Below are 24,487 nucleotides of genomic sequence, written 5' to 3' on the forward strand. Positions count from 1 at the left end.
CAACGCTAACCCCCTCCGTATTACCGCGGCTGCTGGCACGGAGTTAGCCGGGGTTTCTTTACCTGCTACAGTCATTATCTTCACAGGCGAAAGAGCTTTACGACCCTAAGGCCTTCATCACTCACGCGGCATGGCTGGATCAGGGTTGCCCCCATTGTCCAAGATTCCCCACTGCTGCCTCCCGTAGGAGTCTGGGCCGTGTCTCAGTCCCAGTGTTGCTGATCATCCTCTAAAACCAGCTATAGATCGTAGACTTGGTAGGCCGTTACCCCACCAACTATCTAATCTAACGCGGGCCGATCCAAAGGCGATAAATCTTTCCCCCGAAGGGCACATAGGGTATTACTCACCGTTTCCAGTGGCTATTCCCTACCTTTGGGTACGTTCCCACGCGTTACTAACCCGTCCGCCGCTAGATCCGAAGATCTCGCTCGACTTGCATGTGTTAGGCCTGCCGCCAGCGTTCGTTCTGAGCCAGGATCAAACTCTCAAGTTGAAAGCAACTTACGTTGCTATCCTTGACGTTCGAACCTCTGCACATCACTGGTTGCTTTAACAAAATCAATCAACCACGGGGGGCTGACTAACTTGCGATCTGACCCGGCTAGGAACCAGAATTGCAACCAATTATTCTCTGTCTGTTGTGCTTGGTTTCAAAAGAAACCGAAGCCGAACAAGACAGTGAAGCTGACACTCCATCATCGAACTTGCGTCCTAAGAGCGTTGATATACAGACGTTGATCCATCGAAATGAACCAAACCGCCCACATATCTCTTCAGTTATCCAACAATGTCAAAGAGCAAACATCCAAGACCCAAAAGCAGACCGTCGCGCAAATATTGCAGCGCCACCGCCCACATCCAACCATGAATGCCCCAGTCTCTCCTGAGCGTCTAAACCGTCTTTCCGGCCCGTCATCTCCCGTCGCTCCCGCCTCGCCTCGCTGGCTCAGCGTCCCGTCCGGTGTCTCTCAGCAGCGCCTCAGCGCCGCCGGTGAAGGGGGTTCTATGGTTAGACCAACAAACCCGCAACCCCAAAATTCAAAAATCACACAACAAAAGTGAAGTTTCTATCATTACTACATAATATCAATAACTTAACCACTCACATTTCCTCAAGCACACACCCAGACCACACTCCAAAAACCTCAAACCAATCACCCCCACACACCCAAATCCCCCATCAACACCCCTTATCCACAACCAAACCCCACTTACCCACAGACTCGGCACCGGAATCAAACAAGATCCGCCCGGAATCACACCAAAGCCCCCGACTCAAATCCACAAACCAAAACGGGCGCAGAGGAAAAAAACCGCCGCGCCCGTCACATTCCATAGATACCTTGCTGGACGTCAGCTTCTTGGCTTCATCGCCTCGCCCGCCACATAGGTTTCTGCAACGGCGCGATCATCGCCGAGCATCTGCAGGATGAACAGCTCTTCGCTCAGCGAGGTTGCCGCCTCTGCCCTCAGCGCCATTGCCGGAGTGGCTTTTGCATTCAGCACCACGATGTCGGCCTCCGTTCCAACATCCAAGGTGCCGATCTGATCGACCTGCCCCAGCACCTCAGCATTGCCACGGGTGATCCAGTGGAAGGCCCGCAGCGGGTGCAGCTTCTGGTTCTGCAATTGCAAGATCTTGTAGCCCTCATTCAGGGTCTGCAGCATAGAGTAACTGGTGCCCGCGCCAATGTCGGTGGCGATGCCATTGAGGATGCCCTTGGCGCGCAGGCCCGCATCATCGAACAACCCGCTGCCGAGGAACAGATTGGACGTCGGGCAAAACACCGGTTTACCCCCGGTTGCGGTCAGAAGCTCGATCTCGCGCGGCTCTAGGTGGATCGCATGCCCCAAGAGGGTCTTGTCACTGACAAGCCCGTAGCGTTCATAGATGCCCAGATAGTCCGGCGCATCCGGATAGAGGCTGAGAGTAAAATCGATCTCGTCGCGGTTCTCAGACAGATGCGTCTGCACATAGGCGTCGGGGTGTTCGGCAACCAAGGCCCCGGCGGCCTCCAATTGTGCGGGCGTCGAGGTAATCGCGAACCGAGGCGAAATCGCGTATGACCGCCGCCCCTTGCCGTGCCAGCGCTCGATCAGCGCCTTGGTCTCGTCATAGCCCAGCTGCGCCGTATCAGTCAGACCCTCGGGTGCATTGCGATCCATCATCACCTTGCCGCCGATCATCCGCATATTGCGGCCGGCGGCTTCGGCGAAATAGGCGTCGGCCGAGGTGGGGTGCACGGAACAGAAGGCGACTGCCGTGGTGGTGCCATGCCCCAGGATCAGATCGAAGAACCCGCGGGCCATCCGTTCCGCGTGCGCAGGGTCTGCAAACTGCACCTCCGCAGGGAATGTATAGGTGTTGAGCCAATCGAGCAGTTGTTCGCCCCAGGAGGCCACCACCTGCACCTGTGGGAAATGCAGATGCAGATCAATAAAGCCGGGCATCAGGAGATGCGGGCGATGATCCACCACCTCTGCCTCGGGGACCTCGCGCACAATATCGCTGTAGTCGCCATGGGCCGTGATGCGGCCCTCTCGGATCAGGATCGCGCCATCTTCGCGATAGCTATAGGCGGCGGTATCCTCGGGGCCGGTTGGCTCGGCGTGAAAACTCAGCGTGCGGCCACGCAGGATTTTGGCAACAGCGGACATTCGGCTCGCCTTTCGTCAGATATATAGAGAGAGTGTCAGCCCCGGCCACACCGCACGCGCGGTGTCTGGCCCGGCGGGCGTCGGATGGGCGCAGGATCAGGGCGGGAGTCGCAGCCCCGGCCTCGGGGGTGGCTCAGTTGCCCGCCATATAGAAGGGCAGGTCTTTTGCGCCATCGGCATACCATTTGCGGATCAGCGCGCGCTCTTCGTCTTCCATATAGGTCACATTGGCGGGCGGCATCGCGTGGGTCGCGCCAGCCTGCAAGTAAATCTGACGCGCGTGTTTGGCCACATCCGCAGGAGTCTCCAGCAGCACATTCTTGGGCGCGCGGCGGATACCGTCATAATAAGGCTCGCGCGAGTGGCACATGGCGCAGCGCCCCGGCACCGTATTCATCACATCCTCAAAATGTTCCGAGCCAGCAAAGGCCAGCTCGGTTTGGGTCAGCTCTCGTGCCTCGGATTCCTCATAGGTGTCCTGCACGAGGGGGGCTTGGCTCAATGCCATGATGGCAATGAACAACAGTATGGTCACAGGCCAGGTCCAGGTCGGATTGCCGGTGCCAGCGTGGCAGGTGTTGAAGTAATGACGGATCGTCACCCCCATCAGGAACACCAGCGCCGCGATCAGCCAGTTATACTCGGTGGCAAAGGCCAGCGGGTAGTGGTTGGACAGCATCAAGAAGATCACCGGCAAGGTCAGATAGTTGTTATGGGTCGAGCGCAGCTTGGCGATCTTTCCATACTTTGCATCCGGCGTGCGGCCTTCCTGCAGGTCTTTCACCACGATGCGCTGGTTCGGCATGATGATGAAGAACACATTGGCCGTCATGATGGTGGCGGTAAAGGCCCCCAGATGCAGCATCACGGCACGACCCGTGAAGATCTGATTGTAGCCATAGCCCATGGCCACCAGCAGCACGAACAGCAGCACCATCAGCAGCGTCGGCTTCTCGCCCAAGGGCGATTTGCACAGGAAGTCATAGACCAGCCAGCCCACGCTGAGCGATGCGCCCGAAATCAGGATGCCCTGCCAAAGGGCCAGATCGGCCTTTCCAGCGTCGATCAGATAAAGCTCGCCGCCCGCCCAGTAAACGATCATCAACAGGCCAGCACCAGAGAGCCATGTGGCGTAACTCTCCCATTTAAACCAGATCAGATGGTCCGGCATGTTCGCCGGTGCCACCAGATATTTCTGGATGTGGTAAAAACCACCGCCATGCACCTGCCATTCCTCGCCATGGGCACCGACCGGCAAATGCGGGACTTTCCGCAGCCCCAGATCAAGCGCCACAAAATAAAAGGACGATCCGATCCAGGCGATGGCGGTGATGACGTGTAGCCAGCGGACGGCAAAGGCAAGCCAGTCCCACATGATTACAAGCTCTTGCATAGCTCACTCCTTGCGCGTTTGCCCTGACCCTAGGCGAGCGGGTTATTTTCGTGTATCAGGAAAAAATTCCAAGCTGCTTCAAACATAAGCTAACAATGAAATCCCCGTCATGGCCTATCTGAACAATATCCGCACTTTCGTCCGCGTCTATGAGCTCGGCAATATGTCCGCCGCAGCGCGGGATATGCGTATTTCTGCCGCCGTGGCCTCGTCACGGATTTCGCAGCTCGAAGAACACCTGAAAGTGCGCCTGTTCCAGCGCACCACCCGGCTGCTGCACCCCACGGAACAGGGCCAGTTGTTCTACCATGGTGCGGTCAAGATCCTCGAGGCCGTCGAAGAAGCCGAGGCCGACATCTCCAATGTGACGCAGACCCCGCGCGGCACGCTCTATGTGGCGGCACCTTTGGGGGTCGGACAGCGGTTGATTGCCCCGGCGGTGCCGCAGTTCAACGCGGCCTACCCGCTCATTAATATTCGCCTGCGCCTGTCGGATCGCAAACTCGACCTCGCGGCCGAAGGGCTGGATGCGGCTTTCTTTCTGGGCCTGCCCGAAGATTCCAACCTCAAGATCCGCAAGATCACTGATTGTCCGCGCGTGCTCTGCGCATCGCCTGCCTATATCAAGGCGCGCGGCATGCCGACATCCAGCGCCGAGCTGAAAACCGAGGCCCATGATTGCCTCAACCTGCGCTACCCCGGCGCGCCGGAATTTCAGTGGCCCCTGCATGGCCCCGAAGGCATCCGCCGGGTCGCCGTTTCAGGCCCCTATGAATCAGACCACGGCGATGTGCTCACCCAATGGGCGCTGGACGGCCATGGGATCATTCTGAAACCGGTGTTTGAAATCTCCGAGCATCTCGCCTCCGGTCGCTTGGTCCCGGTGCTGCCGGACGAGCCGCCCGCCACCATTCAGATGGCCTGTCTTTATATGCACCGCCGCCATCAGGACCCCAAGGTGCGGTTGTTCCTCGATTTCATGGTGGACCACATCCTTGCATCTCTTCCGGCGGATGCCGCCTGAGCCATGAAAAAGGGCAGCACCTTGCGGCCTGCCCTTCATCTTTTCCCAAATACCTATGCGTCAGCTGCCGCGATAGGTGGAATACCCATGGGGCGACAGCAGAAGCGGCACATGATAGTGGCTCTCTGCCTCGCTCATGCCGAACCGGATCGGCACCTCGTCCAGAAACAGCGGATCATCCCCCGCCTGACCCGAGGCGCGCAGGTAATCCCCGCAGAAGAAAATCAGCTCATACGTGCCGGTCATGAAGGTCTCGGCAGGCAGGATCGGGGAATCGGTGCGCCCGTCGGCATTGGTCACGGTCTCGGCGATCTTCTTATGGGAATTACCGCTCACCTTATATAGCGCGATCTTGATGCCCTCCGCGGGGCACCCCCGCGCCGTGTCCAGAACATGTGTGGTCAGATATCCGCTCATCTGTTGCCTTTCCTCTCAGGCCCTTGGGCGCGCTGCCCCTCGGCCGATCATATGCTGCTGAATTTGCCGCCATATTGCGCCCGCGCTGCCCGAGATGCACGCACGAGCATCAAACAGCACTTTCAAAAATTGCGGTAAAGCCCAAGGACCATTTCCTATGTATAACAATGAAACGACAAATAAACCGGAGACTCGCAATTGACACGCTATCCCCGCGATATGCGTGGATATGGGGCGCAGGCCCCTCATCCCGCTTGGCCCAATTCCGCAAAGATCGCCGTCCAGTTCGTGCTGAACTACGAAGAAGGTGGCGAGAACTGCACCCTGCACGGCGATGCGGCCTCCGAGGCATTCCTCTCTGACATCCCCGGTGCGGCGCAATGGCCCGCCCAGCGCCACTGGAATATGGAATCGATTTATGAATATGGCGCGCGCGCAGGCTTTTGGCGCCTGCACCGCCTGTTCACTGGCGCTGGTATCCCGCTGACCATCTATGGCGTCGCCACTGCCCTTGCTCGCAGCCCCGAACAGCTGCAGGCGATGAAGGACGCAGATTGGGAAATCGCCTCCCACGGCCTCAAATGGGTCGAACATAAGGACATGCCCGAGGATGAAGAACGCGCCGCCATCAAAGAGGCGATCCGCCTTCATACCGAGGTGGTCGGCGACCGTCCCCGCGGCTGGTACACCGGGCGCTGCAGCGCCAATACCGTGCGCCTCGTGGCCGAGGAGGGCGGCTTTGATTACATCTCGGACACTTATGATGACGACCTGCCCTATTGGCTGGAAGTCGGCGACCGCGATCAGCTGATCATTCCTTACACGCTAGAGGCCAACGATATGCGCTTCGCCACGGCCCCCGGCTGGGTCACGGGCGAGGATTTCGGGCAATATCTGACCGATGCCTTTGATGCGCTTTATGCCGAAGGCGACGCAGGCGCGCCCAAGATGATGACCATTGGCTTGCATTGCCGTCTGGTGGGACGTCCGGGCAAAATCGCCGCGCTCAAACGCTTTATCGATCATATCCAGAGCCACGAGGGCGTCTGGTGCCCGCGCCGTCTTGAGATCGCTGAACATTGGGCCAGCACCCATCCCCATCAGCGTCGCACCCGTCCCAGCCAAATGGACCGCGAGACATTTGTGGCCACTTATGGGTCGATCTTTGAACATTCCCCCTGGATTGCGGATCGCGCCTTTGACCTCGAACTTGGCCCGGCGCATGACTGCGCGACGGGTGTGCACAACGCGCTGTGCCGCATGTTCCGCACCGCAAGCGAGGAAGAGCGCCTCGGCGTGCTGACAGCGCACCCCGATCTTGCGGGCAAACTCGCCGCAGCCGGTCGCCTAACGGCCGAGAGCACCTCGGAACAAGCCAGCGCCGGGCTGAACCTCTTGACCGACGAGGAACGCGAGACGTTCACCGCGCTCAACACCACATATGTGGAAAAACACGGCTTTCCCTTCATCATCGCGGTGCGCGACCACGATAAGGCCTCGATCATGTCAGCCTTCCAGCGCCGCATCGACAATGACCGCACCACGGAATTTGCCGAGGCCTGCAAACAGGTCGAACGCATCGCCCAGTTCCGCCTGATGGATATCCTGCCATGAGCCGCGCGCTTATTGCCCGCCCCCTGACCGCCGAGGCGTTTGCCCCATTTGGTGATGTGCTGGTGCCCAAGGCGCAGCCGGATAAGATCATCAATCAGGGCAAATGTGGCCGTCACCATGATCTGGCGCAGTTGGATTTTGCGCAGGGTCGTGCCGGCATCAGCCTCTTTGTCTCCGAGGCGCGCCACCTGCCCTACACCGTGGATCTGGTGGAGCGTCACCCCGAAGGCAGTCAGGCCTTCGTGCCCCTTGATGGGGTGCCGATGATTGTGATCGTCGCCCCCGATGTGGGCGGCACACCCGGCACGCCATTGGCCTTCCTGAGCCAGCCGGGCCAGTCGATCAACCTGCATCGCGGTGTCTGGCACGGCGTACTCGCGCCGTATGAAGCCCCCGGCCAATATATTGTCGTCGACCGGATCGGCGATGGCACCAACCTCGAAGAACACTGGTTTGATGACCCGTGGATCGTCACCGAGATCACATTGGACACGGAGAGCTAGCCTCCGATCTCGCAATCCGGATCATCCCGACCCGCCAAATGAGGCCGGGAGATTCCCCCAACCAACAGGGAACAGAAAATGTCTGATACGTCTATCGGGACGCCGGAGCAGCTCCGCGATCCCGACTATATGCCCCCATTGGGCAAAGCCATCCCGCTGGGCATCCAGCATGTGCTGGCGATGTTCGTCTCCAACGTAACGCCTGCCATCATCGTCGCCGGGGCTGCCGGGTTTGGGTTTGGCTCCAACTCTCCCGACTTTCCGGAACTCCTCTACCTGATCCAGATGTCGATGCTCTTTGCCGGTATCGCCACCTTGTTTCAGACTTTCTCTGTTGGCCCCATCGGGGCGAAACTGCCGATTGTGCAGGGCACATCTTTTGCCTTCCTGCCAATCATGATCCCGCTGGTGGCGGGCAAAGGCGTCGATGGTCTGGCCGCGCTCTTTGGCGGGGTTCTTATCGGTGGCCTGTTCCACGCCTGTCTCGGCCTTGTGATTGGCAAGATCCGCTTTGCGCTGCCCCCCCTTGTGACCGGTCTTGTGGTCACCATGATCGGTCTGGCGCTGGTCAAGGTCGGCATCCAATACGCTGCCGGCGGTGTTCCCGCGATTGGCACCCCTGAATATGGCTCATTGCTGAACTGGTCAGCAGCGATTGTGGTGATCGTGGTCACGCTGGGGCTGAAGTTCTTCACCCGCGGCATGCTCTCTGTGGCAGCGGTGCTCTTGGGGCTGGTTGTCGGCTATATCTACGCGCTGATGGTCGGCATACTGAGCTTTGACTCCATCGCAGGCAGCTGGAGCAACGCCGCCGCCTTTGCGCTGCCGCAGCCGTTTAAATACGGGTTTGAGTTCTCCTTCGCCGCCATCTTGGGCTTCTGCCTGATGGCCTTTGTCTCTGCCGTTGAAACCGTGGGCGATGTCTCGGGCATCACCAAAGGCGGTGCGGGGCGCGAAGCCACCGACAAGGAGATCGAGGGCGCAACCTTTGCCGATGGGTTTGGCTCCGCCCTTGCGGGCGCATTTGGCGCAATGCCCAACACCTCCTTCAGCCAGAACGTGGGCCTGATTGCCATGACCGGCGTCATGAGCCGCCACGTGGTCACCTGCGGGGCGATCTTCCTGATCATCTGCGGCCTCATCCCCAAGGTCGGCGCCGTAATCCGCACCGTCCCGATTGAGGTTCTCGGCGGCGGCGTCATCGTGATGTTTGGCATGGTGGTCGCAGCCGGTATCTCGATCCTGTCGGATGTGGACTGGAACCGGCGCAATATGGTGATCTTTGCGATCTCGCTCTCCGTCGGGCTTGGCCTGCAACTGGAACCGGGCGCGCTTCAGCATATGCCCGACACCGCGCGCATCCTGCTGACCAGCGGCCTGTTGCCCGCCGCCGTGATCTCTATCGTGTTGAACCTGATCCTGCCCGAAGAGCTGGCGGATGAGTCGACCGAAGAAGTCTCCGGCGGCATGTCGGGCCACTCCAAAGGCTCGCTTGGCACCTCGCGCGACGCGCATTGAGAGGCACCAGAATAACAGCAAAAGGGCCGCATCGCGCGGCCCTTTTTCCGTTTAATAACCTGTCTGCCTTCAGCGCAATGGCGCGAGCGGCATGTGGCGGTTCACATCCTTATAGAGCAGATAGCGGAACTTGCCCGGCCCACCCGCATAACAGGCCTGCGGGCAGAAGGCGCGCAGCCACATATAATCGCCCGCTTCCACCTCGACCCAATCCTGATTGAGCCGGTAAACCGCCTTGCCTTCCAGCACATAGAGCCCATGCTCCATCACATGCGTCTCAGCAAAGGGAATGACCGCGCCCGGCTCAAAGGTAACAATCGTCACATGCATGTCGTGACGCAGGTCAGCCGGGTCAACAAAGCGCGACGTGGCCCATTTGCCCTCGGTGCCGGGCATCGCCGTGGGTGTCACATCCTGCTCATTGGTCACAAAGGCCTCGGGCTGATCCAGCCCCTCCACCGCCTGATAGGCCTTGCGCACCCAGTGAAACCGCACTGGCGCATCGCTTGTGTTCTTCAGCGTCCAATCTGAGGCGGGCGGCACAAAGGCATAGCCTCCCTCACTCATCTGATGCGCTGTCCCATCAATGGTCAGCTCCATCTGGCCCTCGACCACAAACAAGACCGCCTCAACGCCGGTTTCGGTTTCAGGCCGTGTGGAGCCACCACCGGGCAGCACCTCGGCGATATAGTGCGAAAACGTCTCGGCAAATCCCGACAGGGGCCGCGCGATCACCCAGAACCGTGCCTTATCCCAAAACGGCAAAAGGCTGGTGACGATATCGCTGTTGGTGCCCTTCGGGATCACCGCATAAGCCTCGGTAAACATCGCCCGGTCCGTCAGGAGCTGGGTCTGCGGCGGCAGCCCCCCGTGGGGCGCGTAATAGGTGGGTTTTGTCATCGCATAACCTTCTTGAAATCTCTGTGCCCATCAAACCGTGCCCACGGCGTTAGGCCAATCCCTATGATGGCCCCTTTCGCATGAAGGATTATATGGCTCGATTTGAAAGCCGCGCGGCTTTTGCCCTCATATCTTGCGCCAACCTGCCATTGACCCGCACAAAAAGAGCCGCGCAATATGGCGCAACTTTCACCATAAAGGGGCCGCTGATGACCCACAGCCTGCAACAGACCGCGCTGGAGCTTTTTCAATCGGCCATTGACCGCGCCGATCCTGCCGCCGCCGTGCAGGCCCAACTCAGCGCAGAGCCACTTGCCCCGCTTGCGCCGGGTGGCCGCCGCATCGTGATTGCGGTGGGCAAAGCCGCTGTTCCGATGATGCGCGCAGCTCTTGCCGCCCTGCCGGACGCACCGTCCGAGGCTCTTGTCATCACCAACCCCGAAAACCACGCAGATGTGCCCGGTGCTGAGGTCATCGCGGGCGCGCACCCGGTTCCCGACCAAACCAGTGCGGCAGCAGGAGCGCGCGTGCTCTCCCTCGTCAAGGATCTCAACGCATCAGATCAGCTCTTTATGCTGATTTCAGGTGGCGGCTCGGCGCTGATGGTGGCCCCTGCCCCCGGCCTGACCCTCGCGGATAAGGCCCGCGTGAATGAGGTTCTGCTGGCCTCGGGCCTCGACATCAACCGGATGAACCTGATCCGCCAGTCCCTCTCGGACCTCAAAGGGGGCGGCCTCTGCCGTGCCGCCGCCCCGGCCCGCGTCACCGCCTTCATTCTGTCGGATGTCATTGGCGACGATCTGCGTGCCATTGCCTCTGGCCCCACGGTTGCTCCCTTGGGCAGCAGAGGTGACGCCCGCGCCTTGCTGCAGTCCGAGGGGCTCTGGAACCAGCTCCCCGCTGCGGTTCAGGCGCATCTCAACACCCCCGAGGACAGCGCCAAAACACCCCCTGCACAAAATGTCCTGATCGGCTCCAATCGTTTCAGCCTGGAGGCGATGCGCGACCGGGCCAAGGCCTCAGGCTGGCATGTCCCCGATCTGGTGGATGATCTCACCGGCGATGTGTCAGACGCCGCCCAACGCATTCTCGATGTTGCAACATCCACCACCACAGACCGCCCTACCGCGTATCTGTTTGGCGGTGAGACCACGGTGCGCCTGACTGGAACGGGGCGCGGCGGGCGCAATCAGGAACTCGCACTGGGGATCGCGCAGGCGGCAGATAAGCTTCCGGGCGAGTGGGTCTTTCTTTCAGGCGGCACAGATGGGCGCGACGGGCCCACGGATGCAGCCGGTGGCCTTGTCACCTCGCAAACATGGGGGGCGATCACCGCCTCAGGTGCCGACCCAGCGGCGCTCTTGGCGAATAACGACAGCTACGCCGCCCTCAAAGCCGTAGATGCTTTGGTAACTGTTGGCGGCACCGGCACCAATGTGGCCGATGTGCAGATCCTTCTGATGCGGCCCACCGCCTAGAGATCAAGCCCGTTCAGCTTGCGCAACAGATCCAGCAGCGCCTCATAATCCTCTGTCCCCATCTTCTCGCGCGTGCGCTCAATCAGGGCGAGGCTGGCGTCGATGTTTTCCTCGATCACCCGCATGCCAGACTCGGTCAGCGTAATCACCTGCCGCCGCCGGTCGGTCTCATCGCGTGCGCGGTCAATCAGACCCTTTTCCTGCAGTTTTTGCAAAATCCGCGTCAGACTCGGCAACAACAGGCAGGCCTGATCGGCAATCTGCGTCGGGTCGATCGGGCCGCTTTCCTGCACCACCCGCAACACGCGCCATTGTTGTTCGGTCAGATCCTGTCCGTTCAACAACTGTCGCACCGGCCCCATCACCCGTTCGCGCGCGCGCAACAAGGCAATAGGCAAAGATCGATCGGTTCTGGGCAATGCATGTGTCATGCTCCCCTGTATCGCCGCCAAACCCTGCCTTGGCAATCACTTATCAAAGTTAAGTATTTTTCAAGGCACCCGTTGACAGGGATGCCGCACAAACATAACATGTTAAGCAGTTTGGGAGGAGGACCCGAATGCCCCATATCACCTTGGACTACGCGCCCCGGCTGGCGCAGCTTATCGACATGCAAGGCCTGTGCGATCACATCCGCCGCGCCGCCATCGACACCGGTATTCTTCCCATGGCGGGCGTGCGGGTGCGCGCTTTTGCCGCCGACTATATCAGCATCGCCGATGGCAACCCCGACCACATGTATCTTGATATCTCGGTGCGCCTGCGCGGCGGTCGCACGCTGGAGGCCCGCAAGGCCGCCACCCAACAGATCTTTGACGCCGCCCGCGCCTTCCTCGCGCCTGCGATGAAAACCCACCCCATCGCGCTGTCGCTGGAGATGCGCGACATCGACCCCGAGCTTTCCCCCAAATGCGGCACCATCCGCGACCATCTGAGCACAGGAGACCCCGCATGAGCGACCTCGCCTCCAACCTCGACAAACTCGCAGGTTTTCTTGAAAAACACCGGGCCTCCGGCATCACCAACCTGATCAACGGCGAGGCCCGCCCCGCCGCCTCTGGCCAGACGTTTGAGACGACCTCGCCTGTCGACGAAAGCGTGATCTGCTCGGTTACCCGCGGTGGCGCAGACGACATTGATGCCGCCGCAAAGGCCGCCAAAGCCGCCTTCCCCGCCTGGCGCGACCTGCCTGCGACCGAACGCAAGGCGATCCTGCATCGCATCGCCGATGGCATCGTTGCCCGCGCCGAGGAAATCGCGCTCTGCGAGTGCTGGGATACCGGTCAGGCGCTGCGTTTCATGTCCAAGGCCGCCCTGCGCGGTGCTGAGAACTTCCGTTTCTTTGCCGACCGGGCGCTCTCGGCCCGCGATGGCCAGATGCTGCCCTCGCCGACGCTGATGAACGTCACCACCCGCGTGCCCATCGGCCCCGTCGGTGTCGTCACGCCGTGGAACACGCCCTTTATGCTCTCCACGTGGAAGATCGCGCCCGCCCTCGCCGCAGGCTGCACTCTGGTCCATAAACCGGCGGAATTTTCCCCGCTCACCGCTCGCATCCTTGCCGAGATTGCCCATGACGCAGGCCTGCCCGCAGGGGTCTGGAACCTCGTCAATGGCTTGGGCGAGGAAGCAGGCCGTGCCCTCACCAAACACCCCGACATCAAGGCCATCGCCTTTGTCGGCGAGAGCAAAACCGGCTCGATGATCATGGCCCAAGGCGCGCCGACCCTGAAACGGGTGCATTTTGAACTCGGCGGCAAAAACCCGGTGGTGGTCTTTGACGACGCCGATCTGGACCGCGCGCTCGATGCCGCGATCTTCATGATCTATTCTCTGAACGGCGAACGCTGCACCTCTTCCTCGCGCCTGCTCATTCAGGACAGCATCGCCGAGGAATTTGAGGCCAAACTGATCCAACGTGTAAACAGCATCAAGGTCGGCCACCCGCTTGATCCCAAAACCGAGGTCGGCCCGCTCATTCACAAGGTCCACTTCGACAAGGTGACCTCCTATTTCGACATCGCGCGGCAGGACGGCGCAACCGTCGCCGCAGGCGGCAGCCGCCACGGCGACACCGGTTGGTTTGTGACGCCCACGCTCTTCACCGGGGCGACCAATCAGATGACCATCGCCCGCGAGGAAATCTTCGGCCCGGTCCTCACCGCTATCCGCTTCACCGACGAAGACGAAGCGCTGAACATCGCCAATGACACCCAATATGGCCTCACCGCCTATGTATGGACCAACGATGTGACCCGCGCCATGCGCTTCACCAACCAGCTTGAGGCCGGGATGATCTGGGTGAACTCGGAAAACGTCCGCCACCTGCCCACGCCTTTTGGTGGCGTCAAAGCATCCGGCATCGGGCGCGACGGCGGCGACTGGAGCTTTGAGTTCTACATGGAACAAAAGCACATCGGCTTTGCGATCGGGCACCACAAGATCCCCCGCCTCGGCGACTGAGACCTTCAGATTCTCCCAAATATCCCGGGGAGCGCGAGGGGCAGAGCCCCTCGCATGTCGCCCTAACATTCGGCCTGTCTATTCGGAGGAGACCCGACATGCCCATTCCCGCACCGACCCTCTATCCGCCCTTCAACATCACCCGCCTCAGCCATGTTGAATACGGCGTCACCGACCTTGCAGCCTCCCGCGCCTTCTACGTCGACATCCTCGGCCTGCAAGTCACGGCAGAGGACGACAGCCGCATCTACCTGCGTGCGATGGAGGAACGTGGCCATCACTGTATCATCCTGCGCCAATCCGACACGGCGGGCGTCTCCTGCCTTGGCTTCAAACTTTTTGATACCCCCGAACTCGATAAGGCCGCCGCCTTCTTTGAGGGCAAGGGCCTGCCGGTGGAGTGGATCGAACGCCCCTTCATGGGACCGAGCTTCCGCACCCGCGATCCATGGGGTGTGCCGCTGGAGTTTTACGTCAAGATGGACCGCCTGCCGCCGATCCATCAACAGTACAGGCTCTATAATGGCGTAAAACCCCTGCGCATCGACCACTTCAACATGTTCTCGGCCAATCTCGACGAGGCCATCGCCTTTTATGGCGAGATGGGTTTTCGCGTCACTGAATATACCGAGGATGACGAGTCTGGCCGCGTCTGGGCCGCATGGATGCACCGCAAGGGCGGCGTGCATGATGTGGCCTTCACCAATGGAACCGGCCCGCGTCTGCATCACACCGCCTTTTGGGTGCCAACCCCGCTCAACATCATCGACCTCCTCGATCTGATGTCGACCACCGGCTATGTCGCCAATATCGAACGCGGCCCCGGTCGCCACGGCATTTCCAACGCGTTTTTCCTTTATGTGCGCGACCCCGATGGTCATCGGATTGAGATCTATTGCTCGGACTATCAGACCTGCGACGCGGATCTGGAGCCGATCAAATGGTCCCTCACCGACCCGCAGCGCCAGACCCTCTGGGGCGCACCCGCACCGCGCAGTTGGTTCGAAGAAGGCTCGCTGTTTGACGGTGCAGAAATCCGCGAAAGTGACCTCAAAGCGCAGCCGATCATCGCGCCGTAAGAAGACAAAGGGACAGCGCCCGATCCTGGAAAGGTCGGGCGCTGTCCGGGCTTAAGCCCGGACAAGGGAGCACAAAATGAACTGGACCGATTTCGCATCCTGGGGCCGCAAGGTCGCCGACTGGGCGCAGGATTATCACCTCACCGTGGGCGAACGCCCGGTGCGCGCGCAGACCAAACCCGGCGATATGCTGAACGCCCTGCCCGAAACCCCGCCGGAACACGGCGAGGGGATGGAGGCGATCTTTGCCGATTTTGAGGAAAAGGTGATGCCCGGCATCACCCATTGGCAGCACCCGCGCTTCTTTGCCTATTTCGCCTCCAACGCCGCCGCGCCCTCGGTGCTCGCAGAATTCCTGACCTCCGCCATCGCGCCGCAATGCATGCTCTGGCAGACCTCTCCGGCAGCAACCGAGATGGAAACTCGGATGATGGATTGGCTACGCCAATCCCTTGGCCTGCCCGGGGAATTTCGCGGCGTCATTCAGGACAGCGCTTCCTCCGCGACCCTTGCCGCCGTCCTGACCATGCGCGAACGGGCCTTGAACTGGCAGGGCAATCAACAAGGGCTCGCGGGCCAGCCCACCTTGCGTATCTATTGTTCGGCGGAGGTGCACACCTCGGTGGACCGTGCGATCTGGGTTGCGGGCATCGGTCAGGCCAACCTCGTGCGCGTACCCATCAAGGGCGACTGGCGCGGCATGGATCCCGCCGCGCTTAACGCAGCCATTGAGGCCGACAAGGCCGCGAGCCTTCACCCCGCTGGCGTCATCCTCTGTGTGGGCGGCACCGGCACCGCTGCAACAGATCCCATCGCGGACTGCATCAAAGTGGCTCAAAATCACGGGCTTTACACCCATGTGGATGCCGCTTGGGCCGGTTCCGCGATGATCTGCCCGGAATTTCGCACCTATTGGCCCGGCGTTGAGGGCGCCGACAGCATCGTCTTCAATCCGCACAAATGGCTCGGCGCGCAGTTTGATTGCTCGGCGCATTTCCTGAAGAACGCGGATGATCTGGTGCGCACCCTCGCCATCAGCCCGGAATACCTCAAGACCCACGGTCACGACGGCATCGTTAACTATTCGGAATGGTCGGTGCCGTTGGGTCGCCGCTTCCGCGCGCTGAAGATCTGGTTCCTGATCCGCACCTACGGCATTGAAGGATTGCGACAACGCATCCGCAATCACGTTGCATGGTCGCGCCAGCTTCACGACGCGCTTGCGCAAGAGCCGGATTTTGAAATCGTCACCCCGCCGATGTGGTCGCTCTGGACCTTCCGCTACGCGCCTGATGGGGCCACGGACCTTGATGCGCTGAACCTTGAGCTGGTCAACAGGATCAATGACGACGGCCGCATCTACCTCACCCAGACCCGCGTCGACGGCGCGCTGGTGATCCGGTTTCAAGCGGGCGCGTTTGAAACAACCGAGGCTGACATCATGCGCGCCCATGATGTGATCACAGAACTTGCACGAGGACTGACCTGATGCGTTTTGCCACCTACACCGCCGCCGCTGAAACCTTCTATGGCGTCATCACCGACGCGGGCGCAATCGCCCTCTCGCCAGAGTTTCCCGAGTGGCCCACCTTACGGGAGGTTATTGAAAACAAGGGCCTCCATACCCTCGCCCAAGCCGCGCAGGGGCGGGATGTGACCCATTCCCTCGACCAGATCACCTATCAGATCCCGGTGCCCCGCCCGGAAAAGATCATCTGCGTCGGCGTCAACTTCCCCAATCGCAACGAAGAATATAAGGACGGACAAGACGCCCCGCCGAACATGTCGCTGTTTCCACGATTTGCGCGCAGCTTTACCGGGGCGGACCGTCCCCTGATCCGCCCGCCGGAAAGCCCGCAACTGGATTATGAAGGCGAGATCGCCATTGTGATTGGCAAGGGCGGACGCCGCATCACTGAGGCAGATGCCTATGACCATATCGCCGCGATAACCCTCTGTAATGAAGGCACAATCCGCGACTGGGTGCGCCATGCTAAATTCAACGTGACGCAGGGCAAGAATTGGGACAGCTCCGGTGCAATCGGCCCGTGGCTGGTGCCCTTTACCGCGCCAGCGCAGCTTGATGACGTGCGCATCACCACCAAGGTCAATGGCGAGTCGCGCCAGGATGATCGCACCTCCCGGATGCTGTTCCCGATCCGCCGTCAGATCGCCTATATCTCCACCTTCACCACGCTGGTTCCGGGCGACATCATCGTCACCGGCACCCCCACCGGCGCAGGCGCACGGTTTGATCCGCCAAAGTTCCTCCAACCCGGCGACGTGATCGAGGTAGAGGGCGAAGGCATCGGCATTCTGCGCAACACGGTGGAGGATGAGGCATGACCCCGGATCAACACGCAGAGGCCGCCGCCCAGCTGCTGCGCGCCGAGCAGACAGGTCAGCAATGCGGTCTCCTTTCGCTCGCCTATCCGGGCATGACGCTGGATGATGCCTATGCGGTGCAAAAGGCGCTGGTGGCGCAGAAACTTGCGCAAGGTCGCCGCAAAATCGGCTGGAAGATCGGCCTCACCAGCCGCGCCATGCAGCAGGCGCTGAATATCACCACGCCGGACTCGGGCGTGCTCCTCGATGACATGGTGTTTGAAAATGCCAGCACCGTGCCAGAGGGGCGTTTTATCCAACCCCGCGTCGAGGCCGAGATCGCCTTTGTGATGAAATCCCCGCTTGCAGGACGCGATTGCACCCGCGAGGACATCCTGAAGGCCACCGATTATGTGGCCCCGTCGCTGGAGATCCTCGACACCCGCATCCTGCGCGCCGATCCCGCCACGGGGCAGGCGCGGATCATCACCGACACCATCAGCGACAACGCCGCCAATGCGGGCATTGTGATGGGCGCAAACAGGCACGCGGTCGACGCCTTTGATCTGCGCCGCGTCGGTGCGATCCTGAAACGCGATGGCGTGGTGGAGGAAACCGGGCTGGGTGCGGGCGTGCTGGACGATCCGGTCACATCCGTACTGTGGCTCGCGCGGCGCATGGCGGACTATGGACAACAGATCGAGGCGGGCGATATCGTGCTGTCGGGGTCGTTCATTCGCCCTGTCGAGTGCCCCGCCGGAACAGAACTCCACGCCGATTTTGCCGATTTCGGCACCGTTGAAATTTCATTTCAGTAAAAGAGGTTAGACATGGCTGCGCCCGTAAATCACTTCAAACAGGCCCTCAAAGAGGGTCAGCGCCAGATCGGTTGCTGGTGTACCTTTGGCGAGGCTATCACCACCGAGTTGATGGGCACCGCAGGGTTTGATTGGCTGGTGGTGGACGGCGAACACGCGCCCAATGACATCCGCTCGATCCGCGACCAGCTGGTTGCACTTGCGACCTCGTCGGCCGAACCGGTGGTCCGCGTGCCGATCGGCGAGGCATGGCTGATCAAACAGGTGCTCGACGCTGGTGCGCAGACCGTGCTGGTGCCGATGGTGGAAACCGCAGATCAGGCCGCCGAGTTGGTGCGTGCGTGCCACTACCCGCCCCACGGCACCCGCGGCGTCGGCGCGACGGGTGCGCGGGCGACCCGGTTTGGCGCGGTGCAGAACTACATTCCCACGGCGGATGCGCAAATCTGTATCCTGTTGCAGGTAGAAAACCGCAAGGGCATTGAAAACCTGGATGAAATCCTCGCACTAGAGGGTATCGACGGGATCTTTATTGGCCCCTCGGATCTGTCGACCGACATGGGTCATGAGGGCAATTCCGCCCACCCGGAGGTGCGCGCCGTGATTGCTGACGCGATCAGCAGGATCAAGGCTGCGGGCAAGGCGCCCGGCATCCTTGGTGTCACGGATGAGGCGACGCAGGCCTATGCCGATATGGGCGCGCAGTTCCTCGCGGTGGGGATTGATGTGCTGTTGCTGGCACAGGGCGCACGAGCACTCGCGGCCAAGTGGCGCTGACGCAAACCTCTTGGGCAGACCTGCTGCGGACTGCCCCAAGCCTGATCGCTTAGGGGATTAACGTGTCTTTTGCGCGCTCAAACCCCGGCGCAAGCGTTGCAAAAAGATAATCCGACACGCAGGTCGCCCCATGGCGTGGCGTGCTGGCGGCCCTCAGCGCCACCCGACGCCGCACTCCGCTCAGGCTGGTCGGCATCTCGCGCGTCAGGGCCGCCCGACGCAACAGTTCCGAGCCAGTGTCGAGCCGACCCGGCACGGGACGCCACTGCAAGAGCGAGCCTTCGTCACGTTCGGATGCATCATAGACCACCACATCCTCTTTGATGGTGCGCAACACCCGGATCTGGTCGATGGTTTCGGGATCTACCGCCGTCGGGTCGGCAGAGAGCACCACAAGATCTGCCAGCTTCCCCACCTCGAGCGAGCCTTTGCTGTCTTCCTCGAAATGCTGCCACGCAGGCCAGATCGTCATCGCCTTTAACGCGGTCATCGCGTCGACCCGATGAGCCGGACCAATGATATCACCACTGCGGCTGCGCCGGGTCACGGTCGCATCGAGCACCCGCATCGAGTCGGGAAACGCCACCGGCGCGTCATGGTGACTGGAAAACCGCATGCCCCGTTGCAACACCCAGCCCGTCGGAGAAATATCGTCCGCAGCCTCCGGCCCCACCGTGCGATCCCGATGCCAATCTCCCCAGTAAAACGTGTGCATGGGAAACAGCGACGGAAAGATATCAAGCGCCTTGATCCGATCCACCTGATCCTCACGCAGGAATTGGCCATGGATCAAAACGGCGCGCCGGTCCTCATTGCCGTGCCGCGTGGCCGCCGCATCAATCGCCGCAAGCAGCAGATCGCTCGCCGCCTCGCCATTGGAATGGGTGAGGATCTGCACGTCGTTCTCAAAGGCCCAGTCAATGGCATCAAAGACCTGATCGGGGCTGGCAGCCGGATAGCCCACATAGTCGCCGCGCATCTGCGGGGGCGGCGCGTAATAGGGCCGGTCCCGCCACGCGGTAAACCCCTGCGGAGACCCATCAATGGTGAGTTTCGCGCCCCCGACGCGCAGCCGGTTGACGTAATCACGAGACTGTTGTGCGACAATAAAGTCCCGATCCACCAGAACGTCGGGATAGGCCACCACATCGACCTTCAGCCCATCGGTCTGCGCCGCCAGTGCCTGCATGACCTGCACTTGGCCGGTGCTGGCGCGCCCCTCTTGCGCCGTGGTGTAGCCGTATGAGGCCACCAGATCGACACCCGCGCGCACCATCTCGATCGAGCCCTCCGCATCAAGCCCACCCAGAATTCGTCCCAGCGCCACAAAATGCGGCGTCTCTTCCAGCACGCCATTGGGGGTCTTGCCATCCGCCTCGCGCCGGATCACGCCACCGGGCATCTCTTCGCTCTGCGCAGTGATCCCCGCCAGTGCAAGTGCTGCGGTATTTGCCACCGCGAGGTGACCGGATTGATGCACGATATAGACGGGGATATCGGCACGCACCGCGTCCAGATCCTGCCGGGTGGGATGTGCCAGTTCTGCCAATTGGGAATCGTCATAGCCAAACCCCACAACGGCCCCGAACCGCTCCACCTGTTCCGGTCGTGAGTCGATAAAGTCACGCAGGATGTCTTGCAGCTCAGCGATGCTGTTGCCGCGGCCATCAGGCGCGGGCAGCAGATTGGCCGCCATGGCCTGCAACCCAACAGCGGCCACATGACCATGGGCATCCACAAAACCCGGCAACAACGCAGCGCCTTCAAGATCAACCACGCGGGTTGAATCGCCGCGCCACGACATGACCTGCTGTTCTGCGCCGACCGCGGTGATCCGGCCATCGCGCACGGCCACAGCCTCGGCGCGCGGGGCGCTGTCATCCATGGTCAGGACCGGACCGCCCAGATAGATTGTATCGGCCACTTCCTGCGCCGAGACCGTCCCAGCGCAAAGCGCAACACATAGGGGCAACAGCCCCAGTTTCAGTCCTGAACCTGACATTGCCGCACCCCTGAATCGTTGATCGAGATGCGGAAATATTGCCACGCGTGCGCGATTTCGACAAGGCGCAACCGGAGGCTGCAAACACCCATCACCCACTCAGGGCAGGACGGGAGGCAAAGCCCGTCTTTCAGATGTCAGTGCATCTGCAAAGGGCTACCAAAGCGTTCTTCCAGCTCTGCACGGGGATGGCCCAGCAGTCCGAATGTGCAGATTTCAACCCGGCTTTGCAGATCAACCAGACGCAGACGCCCCGCGCGCGGTTTCATGTCAAACCCCTTGCCACGCAGCATTTCGCGCAGGGTTGGCCAGCTGTCGGCACGGGTCAGCGGCTCGTTCAAATTGGCTCTGAGCAGCATCATCGACTCGGAATCCAGACGCGCCCGCGTGCTGGCGCAGCCCCACGCGGTTTGCCCATAGGCCATGTCTTCACTGTCGTTCTTCTGATCACCATAACTCATCAAATCACCCTCCAATCCACTCTGACTCAAGGGTACTTGCTTCAGAGGCGAAATTGGGGCGCTCAAAGGTTGGCTTGGCGGCGCAAAGGTACAGTTTGTCGCACTTTTGACAGGTTCAAACCGCCTGACCTGCCCGATTGAGCAGGTCAGACTAAGGCCACTTCGGTTAGCGCAGCACCTTGCCTTCGGGCCAGCCAAGGCGGGTGTTGAGGGTAATCACGCGGGTCTCTCCCGGCTGCATTTCCAGATCCCAGGCAAGGATGCCGCGCTGTTTGTCGACGTTTTCCTCTGATGGGGTGGGCTTGGCGGACCATGTGATTTCCAGATCCTCCTGTTCGCTGAAGGGCACCAGATCAAGCACCCGCAACGGCCAGACCTGACCGGTGAGGTTTTCCACCTCGATCTCTGCCACGGTGTCGCGCTGGTTGCTGCGCGAGATCACGCCGCGCCCGCCTTCGCTCTGATCCAGAAGATCCCGTTTGATGCGCAACCCATCAATGGGGCCAAAGCCCAGATCCCGCTCGGCCTCGGGGGTCAGCCCCACGAAATACCCGGACCCGATCAGCTCTCCGTCGACAAGAAAGCGGCTGTTGGCGCTGGCGAGCAACTCCTCGCCGCTGGTGTTCACAATGCGCGCGATGCGAAAGGCGGTGGGATCGCGGCGCGGCGCTGCACGGGCGGAGACCTCTGCGCTAAAGGTGACGTCCGGCAGGTTCAGATAGGCCAGCTCCGCCCCCGAGCGCAGGTTGACCGGCACGTCAAAGCTGTAGGAAACCCCCGCCTCGCTGGCGACGACACCAAATGACGAACCAGCTTCCTCAACTATTACCGGGGCCTCGACTGCCAGTTCAGCGTCGCTCATCACCCGGCTCTCTGATGTGAACCGCTGTTTGGCCTCGTACGCGTCCTCGATCCAGCGCCGATTGGGGCGCAGGTCATGCGGATTGATCCGCTGATCCGGGGTTGAGGTAGAGACCCGCAGCGCCACATCCACCCAGTCCTCGCCGGTGGCCTGCTGGATCATCACATCCCGGCGCAAGGTGACCTGCGGCCTCACCCCTGTTTCCAGATTGAACTCGTAAGACGGCCCCCATGACACCGCATCATTGGGGTAGCTGAGGCTGAGCGGCACCGTCACCTCCTCATCCGCCTCGACATCCAACGCGAGGAACATCTGTTCATCATCCTGCTGCGACAGCGCCTGAAGCTCCGCCTGTGCACGGGCTAGATCTGCTTCCAGATCCTTCATTTGGCGCTGAAACCCGCGCTCCTGCGCTTTGGCCCGCAAAATGGTCTCGCGCGCCTCGGCGGTTTCCTCGCGCACCGTGCTCACCAACGCGCGCAGCTGATCGGGGTCGGGCAATGCGGCCCCCTCGCCCCGATTGAGCGCGTTGAGAAAGGCGATCGCCGCCTCTGCCCCTGCGGCCGCTAGTCGCGCCTCCTCCGAGGTCCGGCGCAGCGAGTCTATCTGATCCTCGATGTCTGCCACGCGCGCCTCAGCCGCTTCTTGCTCGGGCGTTGAGGCGTCTTCTAAGACCGGGAAGCTCTCGCGCAGATAGAGCCCGATCCGGCGCACGCCGGGATGGCTGACCCGAAGGCTCTCGATCTCATCCACGAAAGGCATGCCGCTAATCACGATCCGGTGGCGGCCTGCGGGCAGCGTGACTTCGGCGGTGCGGGTGATCAATGCCTCGCTGGGATAGACGGTCACCGCGCTGACGCGGCTGGTGGCGGAAAAGGTCTCCGCCAATGCGGTCGTAGACAACAGGGCCGCAGCCCCAACAAGGACAGAAGAGAGAACAAAGCGCATCAAAATCACCAAGCTGACAATAGGATGCGGCGAGCGTCTTCTGCTCAGGACAAAAAAGCAAGAGGCGCCCCAGTGGGACGCCTCTCGATGATCGGATATTGGCCGATGGAAGGTAGTCACCGTCCGGCCGATAGGTCGGACAGCCCCCACCCAGGCTTGGGCGCTGTCCTTCTTTCTAGCTGGCGATCAGCCCTTTTTTAGGACCTCACGGCCCAAGAGCTCGGCGATCTGTACCGCGTTCAGCGCGGCCCCTTTGCGCAGGTTGTCAGAGACACACCACAGGTTCAGACCGTTATCCAGCGTCGAGTCCTGACGGATACGGCTGATGAAGGTGGCAAAATCGCCAACGCATTCTTTCGGCGTCACGTAGCCGCCGTCTTCGCGCTTGTCGATCACCATGATGCCCGGTGCCTCGCGCAGGATGTCGCGGGCCTCGTCTTCATCAAGGAATTCCTCAAACTCGATGTTGATCGCCTCGGAGTGGCCCACAAACACCGGCACGCGCACGCAGGTCGCAGTCAGCTTGATCGACGGGTCGATGATCTTCTTGGTTTCCGCGACCATCTTCCACTCTTCTTTGGTGGAGCCATCGTCGAGGAAGACATCGATATGCGGGATCACGTTGAACGCGATGTCCTTGGGGTAGACCTTGCGCTGGTAATCGTCGGTCGGGTTGTAATGCGCCTTGGTCTGATCCCAGAGCTCATCGATGGCGTCCTTGCCGGAGCCGGAGACCGACTGATAGGTCGACACCACAACGCGCTTGATCTTGGCGCGGTCATGCAAGGGTTTCAGCGCCACAACCATCTGCGCGGTCGAGCAGTTGGGGTTGGCGATGATGTTTTTCTTGGAATAGCCGTGCACGGCCTCCGGGTTCACCTCGGGCACGATCAGCGGAACGTCGCGATCGTAACGATAGAGCGAAGAGTTGTCGATCACGACACAGCCTGCCGCAGCCGCCTTGGGCGCGTATTTCTTCGTCGCGTCAGAGCCAATGGCAAACAGCGCCATGTCCCAGCCGGTGAAGTCAAAGGTGTCGAGATCCTGGGTCTTCAGTGTCTTGTCCGCGAATGTGACCTCAGTGCCCAGCGAACGACGGGACGCCAGAACGGCAATCTCATCCACCGGGAACTGGCGCTCGGCCAGAATATTCAGCATTTCACGGCCCACGTTGCCCGTGGCGCCGGCGACAACGACGCGATAACCCATGTTAGTTTCTCCAATATAGTCCGGCCTCATGACCG

At 61.0% G+C, this 24,487-nt stretch carries 21 protein-coding genes and 1 rRNA gene (1 of these 22 running past the window's edge); 12 read left to right on the forward strand and 10 right to left on the reverse strand.

Annotation, left to right across the window (positions count from 1 at the left end):
* The 3 genes from K529_RS17760 to K529_RS17770 form a co-directional block, all read right to left on the reverse strand.
* Window positions 1-496, reverse strand: a 16S ribosomal RNA gene (locus tag K529_RS17760) (it extends 968 nt beyond the left edge of the window).
* Window positions 497-1,356: 860 nt separating this feature from the next.
* Window positions 1,357-2,661 carry a guanine deaminase gene (gene guaD / locus K529_RS17765; protein ID WP_046002587.1) on the reverse strand — a complete coding sequence of 435 codons (1,305 nt, stop codon included), beginning with the start codon at window positions 2,659-2,661 and terminating at the stop codon, window positions 1,357-1,359.
* A gap of 133 nt (window positions 2,662-2,794) precedes the next feature.
* Complete coding sequence (locus K529_RS17770) at window positions 2,795-4,054, reverse strand: urate hydroxylase PuuD (protein WP_046002588.1); 1,260 nt, start codon at window positions 4,052-4,054, stop codon at window positions 2,795-2,797.
* 109 nt (window positions 4,055-4,163) lie between these two features.
* On the opposite strand from K529_RS17770, the gene K529_RS17775 reads away from it, so the two are divergent.
* A complete protein-coding gene (locus K529_RS17775; RefSeq protein ID WP_005643915.1) occupies window positions 4,164-5,078 on the forward strand; it encodes a LysR family transcriptional regulator in 915 nt (304 codons plus the stop codon).
* 60 nt (window positions 5,079-5,138) lie between these two features.
* On the opposite strand, the gene uraH is transcribed toward K529_RS17775, so the two are convergent.
* Window positions 5,139-5,495 carry a hydroxyisourate hydrolase gene (gene uraH / locus K529_RS17780; protein ID WP_005640629.1) on the reverse strand — a complete coding sequence of 119 codons (357 nt, stop codon included), beginning with the start codon at window positions 5,493-5,495 and terminating at the stop codon, window positions 5,139-5,141.
* Between the two features lie 198 nt (window positions 5,496-5,693).
* On the opposite strand from uraH, the gene puuE reads away from it, so the two are divergent.
* The 3 genes from puuE to K529_RS17795 all read left to right on the forward strand — a co-directional run bounded on the left by puuE (window position 5,694) and on the right by K529_RS17795 (window position 9,130).
* Window positions 5,694-7,109: an allantoinase PuuE gene (gene puuE, locus K529_RS17785; RefSeq protein WP_005640631.1), complete on the forward strand. Its 1,416-nt coding sequence runs from the start codon at window positions 5,694-5,696 to the stop codon at window positions 7,107-7,109.
* Entirely contained in the window at window positions 7,106-7,612 is a 507-nt protein-coding gene (locus tag K529_RS17790) for an ureidoglycolate lyase (protein WP_005640633.1), read from the forward strand. Before puuE ends, K529_RS17790 begins: the two co-directional genes overlap by 4 nt.
* Before the next feature lie 78 nt (window positions 7,613-7,690).
* Window positions 7,691-9,130: a uracil-xanthine permease family protein gene (locus tag K529_RS17795; RefSeq protein ID WP_005640635.1), complete on the forward strand. Its 1,440-nt coding sequence runs from the start codon at window positions 7,691-7,693 to the stop codon at window positions 9,128-9,130.
* A 69-nt stretch (window positions 9,131-9,199) separates the two neighbouring features.
* Here K529_RS17795 and K529_RS17800 read toward each other — a convergent pair whose 3' ends face one another.
* Window positions 9,200-10,030: a bifunctional allantoicase/(S)-ureidoglycine aminohydrolase gene (locus tag K529_RS17800; RefSeq protein ID WP_005640636.1), complete on the reverse strand. Its 831-nt coding sequence runs from the start codon at window positions 10,028-10,030 to the stop codon at window positions 9,200-9,202.
* 209 nt (window positions 10,031-10,239) lie between these two features.
* Between K529_RS17800 and K529_RS17805 the strand changes: the two genes are divergently transcribed.
* On the forward strand, window positions 10,240-11,508 hold the full coding sequence (locus K529_RS17805) for a glycerate kinase type-2 family protein (protein ID WP_046002594.1): 1,269 nt from the start codon (window positions 10,240-10,242) through the stop codon (window positions 11,506-11,508).
* Here K529_RS17805 and hpaR read toward each other — a convergent pair.
* Window positions 11,505-11,939, reverse strand: a complete 435-nt coding sequence (hpaR, locus tag K529_RS17810) for a homoprotocatechuate degradation operon regulator HpaR (protein ID WP_005659260.1) — start codon at window positions 11,937-11,939, stop codon at window positions 11,505-11,507. The genes K529_RS17805 and hpaR overlap by 4 nt on opposite strands.
* A gap of 128 nt (window positions 11,940-12,067) precedes the next feature.
* Between hpaR and K529_RS17815 the strand changes: the two genes are divergently transcribed.
* The 7 genes from K529_RS17815 (at window position 12,068) to K529_RS17845 (ending at window position 18,970) form a co-directional block, all read left to right on the forward strand.
* Window positions 12,068-12,463, forward strand: coding sequence for a 5-carboxymethyl-2-hydroxymuconate Delta-isomerase (locus tag K529_RS17815; protein ID WP_046002589.1), 396 nt, complete (start codon window positions 12,068-12,070; stop codon window positions 12,461-12,463).
* Window positions 12,460-13,971, forward strand: a complete 1,512-nt coding sequence (gene hpaE / locus K529_RS17820; RefSeq protein WP_046002590.1) for a 5-carboxymethyl-2-hydroxymuconate semialdehyde dehydrogenase — start codon at window positions 12,460-12,462, stop codon at window positions 13,969-13,971. The genes K529_RS17815 and hpaE overlap by 4 nt, the downstream gene beginning before the upstream one ends.
* A 98-nt stretch (window positions 13,972-14,069) precedes the next feature.
* Window positions 14,070-15,050 (forward strand): 3,4-dihydroxyphenylacetate 2,3-dioxygenase, encoded by a 981-nt coding sequence (gene hpaD / locus K529_RS17825; protein ID WP_005628864.1) that lies wholly within the window; start codon window positions 14,070-14,072, stop codon window positions 15,048-15,050.
* 76 nt (window positions 15,051-15,126) lie between these two features.
* Window positions 15,127-16,539, forward strand: a complete 1,413-nt coding sequence (locus K529_RS17830) for a pyridoxal phosphate-dependent decarboxylase family protein (protein WP_005628862.1) — start codon at window positions 15,127-15,129, stop codon at window positions 16,537-16,539.
* On the forward strand, window positions 16,539-17,396 hold the full coding sequence (locus tag K529_RS17835) for a fumarylacetoacetate hydrolase family protein (protein WP_005628859.1): 858 nt from the start codon (window positions 16,539-16,541) through the stop codon (window positions 17,394-17,396). Before K529_RS17830 ends, K529_RS17835 begins: the two co-directional genes overlap by 1 nt.
* On the forward strand, window positions 17,393-18,193 hold the full coding sequence (hpaH, locus tag K529_RS17840) for a 2-oxo-hept-4-ene-1,7-dioate hydratase (RefSeq protein ID WP_046002591.1): 801 nt from the start codon (window positions 17,393-17,395) through the stop codon (window positions 18,191-18,193). The genes K529_RS17835 and hpaH overlap by 4 nt, the downstream gene beginning before the upstream one ends.
* 12 nt (window positions 18,194-18,205) lie before the next feature.
* Window positions 18,206-18,970, forward strand: a complete 765-nt coding sequence (locus K529_RS17845; protein WP_046002592.1) for an aldolase/citrate lyase family protein — start codon at window positions 18,206-18,208, stop codon at window positions 18,968-18,970.
* Window positions 18,971-19,019: 49 nt separating this feature from the next.
* Here the strand turns inward: K529_RS17845 and K529_RS17850 are convergent, their stop codons facing one another.
* From K529_RS17850 to K529_RS17865, 4 genes are all read right to left on the reverse strand, one after another.
* Complete coding sequence (locus K529_RS17850) at window positions 19,020-20,972, reverse strand: amidohydrolase (RefSeq protein WP_046002593.1); 1,953 nt, start codon at window positions 20,970-20,972, stop codon at window positions 19,020-19,022.
* Window positions 20,973-21,109: 137 nt separating this feature from the next.
* Complete coding sequence (locus K529_RS17855; protein ID WP_005635187.1) at window positions 21,110-21,433, reverse strand: hypothetical protein; 324 nt, start codon at window positions 21,431-21,433, stop codon at window positions 21,110-21,112.
* Between the two features lie 166 nt (window positions 21,434-21,599).
* The gene (locus K529_RS17860) at window positions 21,600-23,243 is read right to left on the reverse strand and encodes a DUF4139 domain-containing protein (protein WP_046002595.1); all 1,644 of its coding nucleotides are present in this window, start codon (window positions 23,241-23,243) and stop codon (window positions 21,600-21,602) included.
* Window positions 23,244-23,429: 186 nt separating this feature from the next.
* On the reverse strand, window positions 23,430-24,452 hold the full coding sequence (locus K529_RS17865) for an aspartate-semialdehyde dehydrogenase (protein ID WP_005613058.1): 1,023 nt from the start codon (window positions 24,450-24,452) through the stop codon (window positions 23,430-23,432).
* Window positions 24,453-24,487 lie beyond the last annotated feature (35 nt).

This window comes from Tritonibacter mobilis F1926, from assembly GCF_000376545.2.
Taxonomy (GTDB): domain Bacteria; phylum Pseudomonadota; class Alphaproteobacteria; order Rhodobacterales; family Rhodobacteraceae; genus Epibacterium; species Epibacterium mobile.